The following is a 15,220-nucleotide window of genomic DNA, read 5'->3' on the forward strand; positions in this document are numbered from 1 at the left end:
AACCAGGCAGCGGCCGAACAAGCGAACCTGAAACCACGTCAACCCGCCCTGACCAGCTAGTCAGCACCTCCCGCGCAGCGGGGGAACCTCAGAGGACCGCCTGCCGCAGGGCGGCCTGCTCGGCCTCCCCGAGCACCTGGTGCACCCCGACCGGCTTGCCCCGCGGGCGCATGACCAGCGCCTCCCGCCCGCCGGCCTGCCACTTCGCCCACCACTTGTCGACGGCCTTCAGCGACACCCCGAAGACCGCCGCCACGTCCTCACGGTCCCGGCCCGCCACCAACGCGGCCACCGCCCGCAGCCGCAGGGCCTCCTGCGCCGACGGCGACAGATGCCGCGCGTCCCCCACCAGATCGCTCACACCCCACCAACGACCCAGAACCCAAACCGTTTCGGATCAATAGAACCGCCCCGCCTCGGCGATCTCCGCCTCCCACCGCCCACCTTCCTTCGGCATGGTGATGAGGCCCCGCTCTTTCAGGACCTGTGCAGTGCGGGCTAGGTCCGGCGAGTCAGACGTGACGGGTTCAGCGCCCTCCCCGATGCGTGTGAGGAGGGCGAGCTGGCGAGCGTTGAGCGGCGACCAACGGTGCATGTGATCGTCGTACCGTCCATGGCGCGGTCAGTACAAGCCGTAGGTGGATCGAAGCGTTAGGTCGGCTAGGCTGACTCCCCGTCTTCGTGGCCCCCTTTTGATCCATGGGGGCCACAGCGTGTCAGGTGTTCGAAGTTCTCCACCCAGAACCCGCTTACCAGGTCCCCGTGAAGAGCCAGCTTCGGGTTGATCACCACACGCATGCCGCGCGTCATCGCTATGCGAACAAAGCGGTCAAACTGTTCATCGGTCAAAATTGCCGACACGGTGAACTCGGGCAGTTTGATGCCGCACCGTTCCCAGTTCCTGAGGTACGACTCCAGCTCGAGCGGATTGTGGAGAGAGAGATTACGCCGTCTACCACGATGGGGTCGCCCGTCTCCACATCCACAAGGTACGCGAGCGGGGCGTAATACTGCTTGCAGTCAGAGTAGGCGTCCCCAATGGCCCGGGTGTACCGCACAGCCTCCGCTCCTGTGCAGGGCACGGGGTCATGCCCCAGGCCGAGGAGCTGTGAGTAGGAGCCGAACATGGAACCACTGGCCGAATAGCAGAAGGGATCCCCAGCCTCCCGCGCCTGAGAGATGTGATCATTCATCACTTCTGCGCCACGGGCGGCGTGGTCGGCGGAGAAGCGCTTCACGCGCCCACGGTCAGTTACATAGTTCGCGCCGCCGTCTTCCAGGGATGCCTTGACGCACCAGCCACCCTGGGAGAAGTCGTCGTACTCGGACTTCCAGGAGATGGGGGCAAGCTTCATCGACGACTCCAGAAGCCCACCGAACAGCCATTGCCCACCCTGGACCGCCGTGATCCATCCCTTGTAGTCGAAGTTGCGCAGTCGCCGGTTCTCCCGGAACAGGGCCGCGTCGATCCCGCCGAGAACGCGGTCAGTGGGGGTGCGGCATGCCTCGTGGACCAGACCGATGTCTGCCGGAGAGCCCTCCTCGTCTACCTCGACCAGGGGTGCCCCGTCCTCGGAGATGTGGTCGCCGCAGTGCCTGCACAGGAAGGTGTTCTCGATGCGCGCGGCCAAGTTGGCGCAGTGGGCTCCGTGGGCCAGTGCCGCTGGCGCCGTGCTGGGATCATCCGTGAAGTTGGCGGCCAGGACCACCACCTGCTTGTCCGCGTATTCTTCGACACGGTCCTGCATGTAGCGTTCGAGCCCCGCACTGGTGGCCCATCGGCCGATGAGCTCCCACCGCTGCCCCTGTGCCAGTTCTACGTAGCCGTTGGCGAAGTTCAGACGCTTCGCCCCCGTGTCGTCGAAGCGCTTGAAGTCTGCGATGACGAAGTCGTACTCCTCGAAGGGCGACCTCGCCAGTACGATCTCCCGCCCGTACGAGAGTCCGGCGAGGAGATCCCCTGTAAAGAGTTGCGACTCCTCGCTGTCTCGGTCTCCCGGACGCTCGCTCATGTACATCCCCATACGGTCCTGCAATCCGGCGGTGCTGATCGAAAGCCGATCCCGGGCAAGCGAGACTGCCAGCGCAACCAGACCGCCCCAGAGCAGCCGGGGAGGAACCGTTGCCTTGCTGCTCAGCAGCAGGAGCGCAGCCGCCTCAAGGGAGCCGCCTTCCCTGATGTCCAGCGAACAGATCCGGATCCTGGCCAGGACGCGCTGGACCCCCTCCGGCGAGATCGCGTCCCCTGCCAAGGCTTCATGGTGATGGCGGATGATCCCCTCAGTCTTCTCCAGGACATCCCTCTCTTCAACGGTGAGCGGGATGCTCCTGCTGTCGGACTGATCGAGCCGAGCGGACTCAGTGAGTTTCCGGAGCACCTTCCGTACGCGCGAGGAGGCCTCAACCGAAGTAGCCAGCACGTACACGTCGCCGGGGCGGTTGTCGGAGACGTATTGGCCAACAAACTGGGCCAGGACGGATCCGAATTCCGAGGTGGGGTCTCCCGACACGCTGATCGTGTTCTTGGCCTGGACGAAGTGCCGTCCGCCAGGACCGACCAGGACGAGATCGTCGATTTGGTCCTCCGTCTCGAAGCGCAGCTCATCGACCTGCATGCCGGAGCCGAACCCCAGAAAGTCTAGATCCGTGATCCCGCATAGCATGTGGATCATGGCGAGAGCTGCGATGCGCTGCTGGAAGTCGATCCCAGAATGAGTAGCAGCACCCCCGCTGTTTCCCATGTAAGCCCCTCCCCTGGCGGATGAGAGATCCGCCGGTCGTCTGGAAGAGGGTACGTCGGCCACCTTCCGCACTTGAGCCAACGGATGCCTGAGCCCGTAGGGCCGCGGCCGAGCGCGAGGCGGAACCCCCTGACGGACAGGCGACACGACCGCCCATATAAAATAACTGGCTCGGTCTTGAGTGGAAGCCAGTCGGCCTGAGAGGCGTCGGCGAGCACTCAGGAGCTGTCTCTACGCGTCTTGGACGCTGTCGGTGGCGGCATGGATCAGGCCCGTGAAGTGCTGTTCGCGGCGGTCGACAGGGTGGAGTTCCGTAGCGTTTTGGACACCACCGTGAGTGGCACACCGACGGAGGTCGTGGTCGCCAGGTGGCGCGGGCGTGGCCGGTGATCCTGGGGCGCCGGCTTCTTCGACAGCTGGTGGAGCCGGTCGGGGACGTGGTGCGGTCCGAGCGGTCGGCCGTCGGGTCGGCAGACCACGAGTTCGGCGATCGGGTCGTCAGGATCAACCAGCAGTTTCCCTTGCCTCTGCGCCAATGGCCCCGGGTCCGGAGACCGGCAGCAGACTCTTGGTCTCCTGGGGTACAGCAGTTGCACCCACGCTGACCTGTGGAAAGGACAGTTGGAAAGGCCCATTGGCGGGGGCTGGTCCGGGAATGGGCCGGATCTTGGCCTGGCGGGCGCCCATTCGGGCTGTGCCTCGGCGGCAGGGGGAGCGGTCTCGACGACGCTTCTCTCGCTGATACCAGCTGCCGGCCGTGTCAGAGGTGTGAGGGAGAATCCGCAGCTGTACGGCAAGCGCCGCAGAGCGGAGCCGAGATGGGGGCGGGGCTGTGACGGAGAATGAAACCCTCTTCCGGGGGCCGCTGGGGGATATGGCGCAGAGTGAAGCGAGCCCTGTAGGAGTCCATCCGGCAGACCTCTACATGGCGGCGGTCAGCTGGTGGTCTGCGGCCGTGGCCCCTGCGGTCTCGATCGCTTCGTGGCCGAGCGCCCCGGTGACGGTATGGGCGTCTGTGGTGCGGCGGGAAGGTTCCGAGGACGATTCGCTGCATGGTCTCCTTCAGCGGCTTCTCAGCGAGTCGGCTCCGTTGGCATTCCACCACGATGTGACGAACCGCAGACTTCTGGGTGCGGCCTGCCACGCAACCCGGCGTGCCGAGAGGGCCGGCGTCGGTGCGCCCAGCTTCCTCCTGACGGGTTCACCGTTCACAGCAGGTCGTGGGGGCTCCAGTATCAGCATGTCGTTGGAAGGACCCATACGGCAGGCGTGGGACGGCCGGCACAGTCTGCCGACCCGCGGAGTCGGACGCTACCGGGCGGGCAGACCCGGACCTCAGTTCGGATCACTGTGGGAGGTGTCTGCGCGGGAGTGGCGCGGTTTCCTGGCGACCGACGCGGCCACGTACTCGCGCCTCCTGCACTTCTCCCGCCGGTCAGCGCCTGCCCGGTGCACGGACCCAGAGCCGGGCAGCTGGCGCCACGAGCTGGCAGCGGCATACGGCTGGGCCTTCAACACCCGGCCCGAACTGACTTACACGCGCCGTGCGCGCCGGCAGTGGCACATGATCCGCACGGCCGTACATCATTGGGAAGACCTTCCCGAGTGGCAGGCCGACTTCTTCGTCCGGATCGGCGATCACGTCTCCCGCATAGCGGGAACTCTCGCCACCACCGAACGCACCGCCATCCACAGTGCCCACGTGGAGTCGGCCTGGTCGCTGACCCGCCGTGCGGTCCTGGACACTGCAGACCTCGCCGCGATGGACCGCAGCGCGGTGGAGCAGTTCATCATGGACCTGGACGAGATGCTTTCCGACATCGAGCCGGAAGAAGGGCAAGCCGCGCCCATCCCCCCGGTCGAACCTGAACACAGTTCCTCGCGGCTGCGAGGCAGTGGCCGCCACGGACAGCAGCAGGCGACCGGCAGCAGCAGTGTGCGCAAGCTCAAGGAGTGGTACCAGGACCAGTGCCAGATGTGCGCGGCGGTGTTGGTACTGCCCTCACCTCGGCACCGGTACAGCGAAGCCGCTCACATCCGGGCGAGGGAGGACGAGGGCCCCGACGTGGTCGAGAACCTGTTGTGTCTCTGTCCGAACTGTCATGTCCTCTTCGACGCGGGCGCACGGATTCTGACCGACGACCTCGAAGTCGTCGACACCGTGACGGGCCGGCTCGGGGAGCGGATCCGGCTCCACCGATGGCACTTCATCGACCTCGAGTTCGTGCGCCACCATCGTCGGCGCTGGACCGGCGACGAGCGTGGCGGCACTCCCTTGGAGTAAGAAGGAGGTGCGATGGCAGGCACCTTGACGACTCCGCCGCCATGTCCGGCTGCCCCGTCTCGCCACGGGCGATGCCGGTGCGCCGGCCGACGTGCTCGCCGATCTCGGTGACGTGGAACGTCATCAACTGGCGAAAATGCCCCGGAAGGCGGCGCGATTGAGAGAGCCGGCCGAGTGGTCCCAGACGGCGAAGGTGATGCGGACGAACGGGGCGCCGTGGGTGTTCAGGGCTTCGGCGAACGCGTCCGCCACCTCGGCCGGGTCGTTGCCGAACACGCTGCAGCCCCACCCGCCGAGGACGAGCTCGCGCACCCTGTGGTGGGCGGCCACGCCGAGCACACGGCGGGCCCGTTCGGTGAGGGTGCCCTTGACGTCGACCCCCTCACCCGAGCAGCAGGTCTGGCGCGGCGCCGGGCTCAGGCGGCGTCGCTTGCGACGGACGGATTCCTTCGCGGGCCGAACGCGGTGTTGAAGGGGCGGCAGTGCGTCGTAGGCACGAGCAAGTACGGCGCGCCCGAGCCGTTTCGGACTGGGCGGGGGCCGGTCTGCCCCGCTGTGAGGGCGTCGTACGGGGTGAGGACGTCGAGGTTGTCGAACACGTAGTAGAGGGGCAGCCTGGTCCACGCGACGAGCTGGAGGTGCGCGTCGACCGCGGCGCTCTCGATCGCGTGGCGGTGCGTCGCCCGACTGGTCATGCTGCTCTTGCAGTCGATCATTGCGACATGGCCCTCTTTAGCGGCAAGGAGGTCGGGCGTCCACCGAAGAGAGCTGTCGGTCTTTCGGAGTGCGGCTTGAACGGGCTGGGTGAGGACTCCCTGCCCCCACGGGTTGACCGCCCATCCGCGCGCGGTCAGTTCCTGGGCGATGCGCTGCTCGTGGGCGTCCCCCACGGCTTTCCTCTGCTGAAAGCTCGGCATGACGTGAAGTCTTGCGCAGCACGCTCTCGTCGAAACGAGAGGCAGACACAGACCGGCCAGGCGGAACGCCGCAGAAGCTGTCTCACTGCGTCCCGCTGTGTCCGCCTGAGTCCGGCTGTGTCTCACTGCGTCCGGACAACAATGGCCGGAAGTCATCCACGTCTGGCCCTCTTCGCCCACAGAGCTGTTGGCGCCCGGCAGGGCCCGGTGGCCCGTGTATCCACGCGTTGACCGTTTGGCTTCGGGGAGCTGTCCGGCTCCCCGAAGGCCTGACAGGAGTGGTGATCAGCGGAGGCGGAGGCGGCGCAGGGCCATGACGGTGCCGTCGGGGTGGATGGAGACGGGGCCGCGCCACTTGGCGTCCCAGGGGTCGGTGGGCCAGGAGTCGCGGAGGGCGTTGGTCTCGTGGCGGTACTGGTCGACCCTGCCGTCCCGGAGGTGGTCGAAGAGGTTCTCCGCCAGACCGGAGAAGGCCTCCACCCGGACGCCGTTGAGGCGGAAGACATGATCGGTGCCCACGAACTTCCTGCCGTGGATGGTGTGTGTGACGTCTTGGACGATGCCGGTGCCGGCGTGGGTGAACGTCTCGAAGTGGCCTTTGCCCTGGCGCTTGGTGAGGTACCGGGCGGTGGGCTCGCCACCTCCGGTGAAGGCCATCAGGCCGGCGGCATCCGCCTGGGCGAGGACTCGGCCGAACCAGCCGCACTCCTCGGGACGCACGTGGTAGCCGACCGGTGGTTCCTCGTTCGGATTGGTCGGGGCGTCGATGCCGGGCCGGATGCTGCGGTCCTCGACGGGAGGGTCGAGATAGAGGTCCTTCGCATCTGCCAGGGTGCCGTCGCCTGGGGCGTGGAGCAGGTAGAGCGTGATGCTCTCGCTCTTCTTGGGGAGCGTGGTGCCGAAGACGAAGGCCGGTGTCTCGTTGTACGCGCCGATGTGGATGCCTTCCACGTCGGCGGAGGCGGTGGCCAGCTGCTTGTGGACCTGGGCGGCGTTGCCGTGCGTGCCCTTGCAGGTGACCGGCATGACCCGGGACGGCTCGCCCGGCTTCCACACCTCCAGGAAGAAGCCCGGCCGGCGCGGGGCACTGCTGCGTCCCGCCTCCCTGCCGGTCAGCTCCCAGCCGGCCCGCATGGCTATCTCGGCGTCGATGACCGAGACCGAGTGATCCGGGTACTGAGCGGCGAGTACGCGCCGGGCGAGGGCCAGGGCGAAACCGATGCCGAGCTCGCCCGACTGTGTGGCCGCGTAGTGGCGCCTGGGGTTACGGCCCTCGCTGGACAGTGCCATGTAGCGCCCGTCGTTGCCGGTGAGGGCCTGGCAGTACTTCAGGCTGGCCCAGTGCTCGGCAAGTCCTCGCCCTGCGCCTTGGCGGGCGAGGACGTTGGCCCGGCCCAGGGCGTGGAGTACGTCCCATGGAGTCAGTTGGAGCGACAGACCGAGTGACTTCACGGGCAGCGGCCGAAGCTCTGGTTTGCGGCGCAGAGGGGCCTGGTTCTTCTCCCGCTTGGCCTTGTCGTCCGCGGTCGCAGCCTTGGCAACGCTGCCCGCGAGGTCCGATGTCGAGTGAACGGCCACGTTCCACGGCTGCGCGAGATCCCTCAGCACGTCTGCTCGCTTCAAGCTGCTTCCCCCTACGTTCGTACGGGTGGTACAGGCCGGTGTCGCAAGTTACGTGGGGGAGCAGGGGCGCATGAAGGGCGTAAGCGCGCACATCGTCGGCGTCGGCCCCACCTTGGTACGGGGGCCAGCCAGTCAGGCGTTGACCTGCGCCATGCCGGCGTCCGTGCTGCTGTCGCTCATGGCGTCGAGGCAGCGCTCGGCGTCCAGGGCCGCTGCGCAGCTCGAACCGGCTGCGGTGATGGCTTTGGCGGTGGGTGTGGTCGACGAAGTCGCCGGCGGCGAAGACGCCAGGGGCGTTCGTACGGGTTGAGGGGGAGGCAGGCACAGGGACCGGTCCTGCAGGTTTTGGCGGTCGGCCGCTGGGGGATCGGCATGTCTGAGTGACGTGCCGTCAGGTAAGTCAGCATCTGGTCAGCATCAGTCCCCCACGTTCCGGAGAGTCTGGCCGACGCGAAGCCCGGTCCGGCAGCGTCACGACGGCCTGATGCCCACGGCAGTGCAGGCCAGAAGCCTTCTCGTCCGAGGGGGTGGATTTTCCTTTAGATCTCCGACCCGACGCCTCCCGGTGTAGAGTGCAGAACGCCCTTGACCTGCAAAAAGCTGGCAGGGAGCCGTCTTCTAGGAGCTCAAATTGCTGCGCACCATGATCAAGTCCAACATCTGACATTTGGTCATCTGCGCAGGTCAGGGCCATGATGGCCGGGCCCAGGTCAGCAAACACTCAGCATGAGACCGGACCCCGTTCCGCCGATGCTGACCCCCGGGCGAGACAGCGGGGGGCCGGGCCAGCGGTCGCCCGCACGGCTCCGGAAGGCTCCCACTCATGGCTCGACAGCTCGCCCGCGGCATGGGCACGTTCTTCAAGCCCTGCGACTGTGCGAGGCAGACGCGATGCGCGCACACGTACACGATCCGCTTCCGGGACGCGCTTGGGAAGCAGCGCGAGGAGACCGGTTTCAGCACGCAGGACGACGCGATAGAGCGCCTCACGGTGCTCTATGCGGAAAAAAAGCAGACGGCCCCAACCGTGGCCGAGGCGCGTCGTGAATTGGGGCAGAAGACGGTCAAGGAGTATGCAGAGACTTGGTTGCCTCGGCAGCGCAAGATGACGGATTACTCTACCGCACAGCATGTTGGTAGCTATATCAAGGTTCATATCAACCCCGCCCTCGGCTCCCGAAAGCTGAACTCGGTCACCCCGAGTGTGGTTGAGCGGTTCCTTGACAACCTTGAGGCTAATGGGGTGGGCCGGGGAAACCAAATGAACATCTATCGCACCCTGAAGTCCATCCTTAGAGATGCGTACGACAAGGGGGCGATGGCTGAGGATCCGGTGAAGGGCGTCCAGGATCCGGAGTATGTTCGGGACAAGGTAGTCATCCCTGCGCTGGACTACATCACCAAGGCCCTGGCGGTGGCAGACACAGACCTCGCCCTGGAGATCACGATGATGGTCGGGTGCGGGCTCCGCAATGGTGAGGCTCGGGCAGTCAACGTGAACAACGTGGTTGCGGACGACGTTTATCGAGTGCACGAGCAGATTCATTCGAATCTACAGAAGCCGGCCAAGCTTAAGCATCGCAAGGCGGGTGAATTCAGAGAAGTGCCCCTACCTCGCGCCGTACGAGAGGCGATGGAGCGTTTCGAAGAGAAATATGGCACGACGAAGGACGGCTATCTCCTCAGGGGGCCGAGCGGCTTCTATACCGAAGGAATGGAGCGGCGGCGCGTGCAGAAGCTGTTTAAGGACCTGCCCCCGATGGAGGGGATGAGCATGTACGGATTCCGTCACTACTTCGCTTCAAATGCCCTGGGTAAAGGCATACCGATCACTGATGTGGCGGAGTGGATGGGACACAAGTCCATCGAGGAGACGTATCGCACCTATCGGCACCTCATGCCTGGCAGCATTACAAAGGCCGCTCGCATCCTTGACGCCGGCCTCTGGGAGACTGCTTGACCGCGAATCGGGCCAAAACTTGCGCTCGCGACCCTTTTGGGGATCTTAGACACTGCTGGCCTGCCCTGCTGCACACCTAGTTCCGCCCCTCAACCGGGTCGACTGGTTGGCCGAGGACCCCGTGTGGTTCCGAGGGGAAAAAGCGGAGTCGACAAGTCTCAGCCGTCACCTGGTATAGCGGCAGCCCTTGAGGGCTGAACGGGTTAGGCAGGTGCGTCAGGAGACGTGCTTCTTGGTCCCGAACATGGGAGATGTAGAGGACAGAGTAGGTCTCATCCTTCGCCAGCCTGCGTGCGCGGCGCACCTGGGTGGCCCCGAGTTCGAATTCGTACCCGTCCCCTTCGGACGCCTTGACCTCGAAGTAGTGACGTGTGTCGGCCGTCGTGATCATAAAGTCGTAGCCGAGGCTGTCATCGCCCCGGTCGTCACCGAGCACTGCGGCGCGGAAGCCCGACACCCAGCTCTCTTCCAAGGGCACCCCGAACTTCTGCCGCAGCCACTCGCCAGCGACCATCTCCCCGGCGAGGCCGATGTGCTGGGCGCTCATCGCGTCGTGGTCAGCTCCGGTCGCCGCGTACCGGCGTGGACCGCCGGAGCGTGGAGCCGCGGTTACAGGTGGCGCGATGGTGAGGCCGGTCGTTGTCCGGATCGGCCCCATTCGGCGGGCGAAGTCCTCGGCGAACGTGGGCAGGGTGTCGGCCACGGCAGGTGTAAGCGCTGCGGACCGCACGCCCGCACTGCCCTCGGACCCGGCCGCAAGGTCGGACGTTGACGTTGAGGCCCCGAATGAGCGCCGTTCGGCAGTGAGATCCTCCACCGTCCACAGGCCGAGTCGGCGCAGCAGCACTGCGGTGGCCTGCGGCGTCAGTTCCTCGAAGTCGAGCAGGCCGTGGGCGCTGAGTGCCCTGAGCGCCTGGGCTGCGGTCGGACGGCGATGGCCAGGGGCGGGGGCGGGATCCAGATCGTGAGGGGGGAAGTGGGAAGGAGGGTCGGTCAGCCAGCGGCGGATGTTCTCGCGGTTGAGCCGTCGCAGTTCAGCTACCTGGGGCAACCCGGACACAGGTACCGGGGCAACCGGTGCGCGTGATCCCAGCCAGGTGTCGAGATGGGCCTGCAGCAGGTCGTCGGGCAGTTCCCAGTACATGTCGAGCCAGGCCGGATCCGGACCGAGGACAGACAAGGCCGCGCAGCTCTCTATGTAGTCGAGCGAATCGCCGCTGGTCGTGTAGTCCGACAGGAAGGCGTCCCGGATCTGGTCACACAGCACGGCGCGGTTGCGTTGCAGCCAGGCCTCCAACTGCCGGGCGTGCCCGTCGGCGTCGTGCAGCGGCGGGTAGCCGTGAGCGCGCCACAGCGTGTTCGCCTGTTGCAGGGAAATCTCCAGGGCGGCGAGGGCAGCGCGCCGGTCGTCGGAATCGGCCAAGGCGAGCAGCAGCCCGGTGCCCGTGTCAGTACCCACCAGCCGGGAATCGAGCCAGGCTTTCAGGTCCGCGACGCCGCACAGGGACGGGCCCTCGACGACGAGCAGGGCGGCGGCAGCGGCGTTCACACAGACGAGCAGCGGCAGCAAGCGCTGCACGGTCGACTCGATCAGAGCGTACCCGGGTGTCAGTTCAAGCAGTTCGGCCACGTCCAGGTCCAGCACGCCGGCGATCGCTTCCACCGTGACCGAGGTGGGGTCGGGGCACCGGCGCTCCAGGTCGATGAGGTGCAGACGCAGCGAGTCGTCGAGACCGGGGACGCCCAGCAGGCCCACGATCGCGCTGCTCGCAGCCTGGAGCGCCGCCCACATGGCCTCGGCCGGGCTGTTGTGTGCGGTGCCGGGGACACTCACGATGAGGGGGCCGACCGGGCTTTGATGCAACAGGGCGTGCGGCCTGTCCGGCACGGAGGCGGGATGCCCCTCGATGACTGGCTGCACGTGCCGGGCGAGCGTGAACGTGGCTTCACCCAGCTTGTCCATCACGTCCGCGAACCTCAGTCGCGGGCCGGGCTGTGGGTGCAGTTCCAGAAGCCCCGCCACGGCCACCGGAAGCCACGGGCCAACCGTTTCGAGGAGGGCATGCCGGGGAGCACGGTGGAAAGGCTCGCCGTCGATGGTCAACTCGATGTCGGTGCCGCTGGCAAGGCGGAGCGCCGTCGCTCCGTGACGGGCCAGGTATTCCCGGACCCGGACGGCCAGTCCGGCTCGGCGCAAGGGCAGCAGTGCTGCCTGAGTCTGTTTCAGCAGTCCGTATTGCGATGCGCCCTGGCTGTCCAGTACGTAGATGCTCTCGTGGCCGTCTGCAGGCAGGACGCTGAGTACCCCGGAGCGCTGGACGAGCACGTCGAGATGGAAGGGACCTGCCGGGGGAGCCTCGGCGCGGCCACTGGGCAGTAGATCCGCCCACGCTGCCTCGTACGCCGCCCGGATGCCCGGCATGGACCTGATGTGACGGACGGACGGAGCGTCCCGCAGCAGCTCGACGAGGTGGCGCAGACGGTCTGTGGCGGACGAGGGGTCCTTCCACATCCTGACACCCAGGGCACCCAGGCGTAGCTGGACGCGGTCATTCAGATGAAGGTTCACGCCGGACGGTTGGGCTGCCAGGAAGTCGGGGACACGATCCTGGGCAGGCACGAACCAAGCGTCCTCCGGACGCCGGAAGGCCACGGCGGAGCGGTTTCCGGGTGTGGTCTGCGGGAACCAGGCTGCGGTGGACAGGAACCCGGCCACCGGAGAGGGCCATTCGACCGCGGTGCCGTTGGCTCCCCGGAACACCACGGACGACTTGGGCCACCTCCGCAGGCCGTGTAGTACAAGCTCCGCGTACATGGAGCGGCTCGTGTCATCGAAGGTCTCGAAGGCTTCCCGGCCGGGGAGTTGGTAGAAGACGCTCTCGCAGGTGTACGAGGCACTTGGGAAGGGCTTGCCTCTCGCCCACAGGTTGTCGATGCCGTGGATCCACTGGCGGAACTCCTCGCGGGACACGCCCCATCCGGGTTCCCAAGGTGTGCTCGACGGGCCGGCCAAGTTACTGCCGAGCACCCGCACGTTCGTATGTTGCACGGGTTCCAGGGGCAAACCGTGCTGGACGCCGCACCGTTCCAGGAAGCGGTACAGCCGGGCAACCGGAGCCTCGGGAAGCATGTCGGCGGGGGAGTGTAGGAGACGGCGGCGTACGCCGCTGAGGGAGGCGCACTGCGCGTCACCACGGCTCAGGAACCGAGTGAGTACGGCGTCGATCCCGCTCCCGGACGGGTCGGTCCAGCCGTCGCCGAACACGGCACGGCTGGAGAGGGACCATCCTCCCGCGGTAGGCACCAGCAGCTTCGCCGTGATGGCGCTGCCGGCCGAGTCCAGCACGCTGCCGTTCCACGTCCGGAAGGCCCCCGCGAGGCAGGCGCGAAGCTGCTCTTCGTCGCTGCCCGCCGACGCCATGGCGGCAGCGATGAGTTCCAGGACGGTCTCGGTGCTGTAGCTCCGGACCAGTCCGTTCTCCTCGAGCCACCGCTTGGCGTCCGTGGGGTGACGCGTCCCAGTGACGGAGAGGGGGATGTCGGGGCGGAGGAACACGACGTGCTGCTCCAGGCCCGGAGGAAGCGCGACGTCCATCGTCCCGTCGGCGTCGGGCTCAGGGGCGAAGAAGACGTGCCTGCCGTCGGAGGAGGGAGGTACGAGCACACCCTCGTGGCCCATCAGTAGGGCCCGGCCGGCGCACAGTTCGGCGGAGACGGTCCGCGAGAGGTCGCTGTAGAACTCGGTCCAGGCTCTCGGGGGCACGTCCTGAGCGGCGAGTGACGCGGCGCACCGCTCCGCCCACGCGACGAGTGTCCCAGCAGTAGGCCTGAGGTCGCGCTTGCGGTGTGCGGCCAGACGTTCCAGACGCTGCAGCCGTTGGGATCCGATGGCGTAGTGATCGACCATGTCGGGAACGCCCGTCAGCGCGACGGCCAGGGGTGTGAAGCGGGTGCACTGCGCGGACTGCTTCCACATCCGGGCCCGCTCCAGGGACGTGCGGCTGGGCACGGAACGGAGTACTGGAACGAAGGGGACGGTGTCGATGTCGGCGCCCGTGCGGGCGAAGGCCTCGGACAGCCGTGGAATGTCGCTGACGTACCAGCTGACGAGGTCGAGCAGGGTGCCGTCGGGGAGGGGCAGCCGATCGGCGGCGGCGAGCTGCGCAACGCGGGCGCACGTGTCGGCCGCCCGGTCGAGGAGCATGCCATTCCACGGCATCTCCTGGTTGAGCGTACGGCGATCAAGGCCTGCGGAGAAGGGGGCGTTGAGGTAGCCGCCGAACGGTGCCTTCGCTGCCGCGCCCATGGGCAGGAAGGTGTACATCCTGCTGGTGGTGATGGCCTCGTCCAGTGAGACAGCGATGCTGACGGAAGCCTCTCCGCTCCAGGACTCCCATGCCGTGCCCATGGTGCGCTCCGCGCGGCCCTCTGCGATCGTGCGCAGGACGGTGGCCTCGTCGACCCGGCTCGTTGCGATCAGGAGGCGCGGGCCACGGCTGAGGTGGACTTCTCGGATCTGAAGATCTTCATGGCTCAGCAGTTCGGTGGTCTTCCGGCTGTACTCCGCCCGGGTCTCGGACAGACCGGTCCCGTACGCCAGCGTGACGGTTTCGAGTCGATCGAGGAAGAGTTCGAAGGGGGGAGCATTGCGGTCGCTCAGCGCTTGCAACTGCTGTACGACTTCCTGCCTGGCTTCGCGAGAGCGTAGTGGCAGCCGGATGACGGTGGAGTAGCCGGCGCGGGCGTAGGCCGCCACGTCGCCTGGGACCTCGTCCACGCAGACCGGCACCTGGAGGGAGGAGACGTTGTCACGGAGTTCCTGTGCGAAACCGTGACGGTCGACGGCGACCAGGGCGGCGAGGGCGTCGAAGTCCGCGGGCTGGGCGAAGCGGAAGCAGTAGCCGTCGAAGCGGGCGGAGAAGGGGGTCGCCTTGCTGAAGATCTCGGGGGCATCCGTCAGATGCAGAACGCTCTTGAACCCGACTCCTTTGTGGCCGATGCCCTCGTCGGGCCTCTTGCTCGACCGGGCGATGCGGCACAACGCCGCGAAGTTGGCATCGGTCAGCGGGAACCCGCCGTTGGCCGCGTACAGGACACCGTGCTCGCCCTCGTCCGGGCGCAGCGCCAGTTCGACGCGGCCGTCCGAGCGGTCTGTGGGGTGGGCGTCGTGGCCGTTCTGCAGGAGTTCGACCAAGGTCCGACCGCGGTAGTCGGGGGCGATGGTGCCTTCCGTGATCTCTTTGAGCTCACGGGTGAGAGGCTGGCCGTATGCGGCTGCCGCCAGGTACGCCCGGGCGATGCCGGACGCCTGCGCCTGGACGCGCTGACGCCAGTCGGCAGCGGCTGCGGCGTGGTGCTGGCCGCCACTGTTATGGCTCAGGCGTGCGTCTGCCATGATCCCCCCGGTTCTGCGGGCTCCCCAGCCCGGTGTGGTGCGCGTCCGGTGGCCCGGACGAGTCCGGGCGATGCGCGGACATGGCTACTGATGGGTGGTCACGTTACCGGCGGTCCAGCCTGAGGAAGGTTGCTGCTCACCCACTGGACAAGCGATCTAGACACGCGGACGCGCCTCGACCGAGGCTGGGTTGCGGTCTCAGACGGTCGAGGGGGCCGGCCTCGCGGTCTGATCGATTGGTCCATGCAGCAGCGGGACCGTGTCAGCCAAGGCCGCAGCATGCGCGTGTCGGCTGTTGGT

General features: G+C 66.9%; 8 protein-coding genes and 1 pseudogene. 2 read left to right on the top strand and 7 right to left on the bottom strand.

What is annotated here, in order from left to right:
• Positions 1–88 precede the first annotated feature (88 nt).
• Both ACFY15_RS32740 and ACFY15_RS32745 read right to left on the bottom strand, forming a co-directional pair.
• The gene (locus tag ACFY15_RS32740; RefSeq protein WP_390826607.1) at positions 89–361 is read right to left on the bottom strand and encodes a helix-turn-helix domain-containing protein; all 273 of its coding nucleotides are present in this window, start codon (positions 359–361) and stop codon (positions 89–91) included.
• A 484-nt stretch (positions 362–845) separates the two neighbouring features.
• Positions 846–2,741 carry a hypothetical protein gene (locus ACFY15_RS32745; RefSeq protein WP_390826608.1) on the bottom strand — a complete coding sequence of 632 codons (1,896 nt, stop codon included), beginning with the start codon at positions 2,739–2,741 and terminating at the stop codon, positions 846–848.
• Between the two features lie 1,564 nt (positions 2,742–4,305).
• Between ACFY15_RS32745 and ACFY15_RS32750 the strand changes: the two genes are divergently transcribed.
• Positions 4,306–5,025: an HNH endonuclease gene (locus ACFY15_RS32750; RefSeq protein ID WP_390826609.1), complete on the top strand. Its 720-nt coding sequence runs from the start codon at positions 4,306–4,308 to the stop codon at positions 5,023–5,025.
• A gap of 123 nt (positions 5,026–5,148) precedes the next feature.
• On the opposite strand, the gene ACFY15_RS32755 is transcribed toward ACFY15_RS32750, so the two are convergent.
• From ACFY15_RS32755 to ACFY15_RS32770, 4 genes and pseudogenes are all read right to left on the bottom strand, one after another.
• Positions 5,149–5,508 (bottom strand): TIGR02452 family protein, encoded by a 360-nt coding sequence (locus ACFY15_RS32755; protein ID WP_390826684.1) that lies wholly within the window; start codon positions 5,506–5,508, stop codon positions 5,149–5,151.
• On the bottom strand, positions 5,442–5,942 hold the full coding sequence (locus ACFY15_RS32760; RefSeq protein ID WP_390826610.1) for a hypothetical protein: 501 nt from the start codon (positions 5,940–5,942) through the stop codon (positions 5,442–5,444). Before ACFY15_RS32760 ends, ACFY15_RS32755 begins: the two co-directional genes overlap by 67 nt.
• 285 nt (positions 5,943–6,227) lie before the next feature.
• Complete coding sequence (locus ACFY15_RS32765) at positions 6,228–7,565, bottom strand: hypothetical protein (protein ID WP_219686659.1); 1,338 nt, start codon at positions 7,563–7,565, stop codon at positions 6,228–6,230.
• A gap of 132 nt (positions 7,566–7,697) precedes the next feature.
• Positions 7,698–7,881, bottom strand: a pseudogene (locus ACFY15_RS32770) (thioredoxin-disulfide reductase); the annotation flags it as partial.
• Positions 7,882–8,388: 507 nt separating this feature from the next.
• Here ACFY15_RS32770 and ACFY15_RS32775 point away from each other — a divergent pair.
• The gene (locus ACFY15_RS32775; RefSeq protein ID WP_390826611.1) at positions 8,389–9,525 is read left to right on the top strand and encodes a tyrosine-type recombinase/integrase; all 1,137 of its coding nucleotides are present in this window, start codon (positions 8,389–8,391) and stop codon (positions 9,523–9,525) included.
• A gap of 76 nt (positions 9,526–9,601) precedes the next feature.
• On the opposite strand, the gene ACFY15_RS32780 is transcribed toward ACFY15_RS32775, so the two are convergent.
• On the bottom strand, positions 9,602–14,920 hold the full coding sequence (locus ACFY15_RS32780; protein ID WP_390826612.1) for a sacsin N-terminal ATP-binding-like domain-containing protein: 5,319 nt from the start codon (positions 14,918–14,920) through the stop codon (positions 9,602–9,604).
• Positions 14,921–15,220 lie beyond the last annotated feature (300 nt).

The organism is Streptomyces sp. NPDC001373 (assembly GCF_042895815.1).
GTDB lineage: Bacteria > Actinomycetota > Actinomycetes > Streptomycetales > Streptomycetaceae > Streptomyces.

Excerpts from the sequence above, each read along its gene's own strand:
- ACFY15_RS32745 (WP_390826608.1), bottom strand. The coding sequence starts at position 2,741 with ATGGGAAACAGCGGGGGTGCTGCTACTCATTCTGGGATCGACTTCCAG.
- ACFY15_RS32760 (WP_390826610.1), bottom strand. The coding sequence starts at position 5,942 with ATGCCGAGCTTTCAGCAGAGGAAAGCCGTGGGGGACGCCCACGAGCAG.
- ACFY15_RS32775 (WP_390826611.1), top strand. The coding sequence starts at position 8,389 with ATGGCTCGACAGCTCGCCCGCGGCATGGGCACGTTCTTCAAGCCCTGC.
- ACFY15_RS32750 (WP_390826609.1), top strand. The coding sequence starts at position 4,306 with ATGATCCGCACGGCCGTACATCATTGGGAAGACCTTCCCGAGTGGCAG.
- ACFY15_RS32780 (WP_390826612.1), bottom strand. The coding sequence starts at position 14,920 with ATGGCAGACGCACGCCTGAGCCATAACAGTGGCGGCCAGCACCACGCC.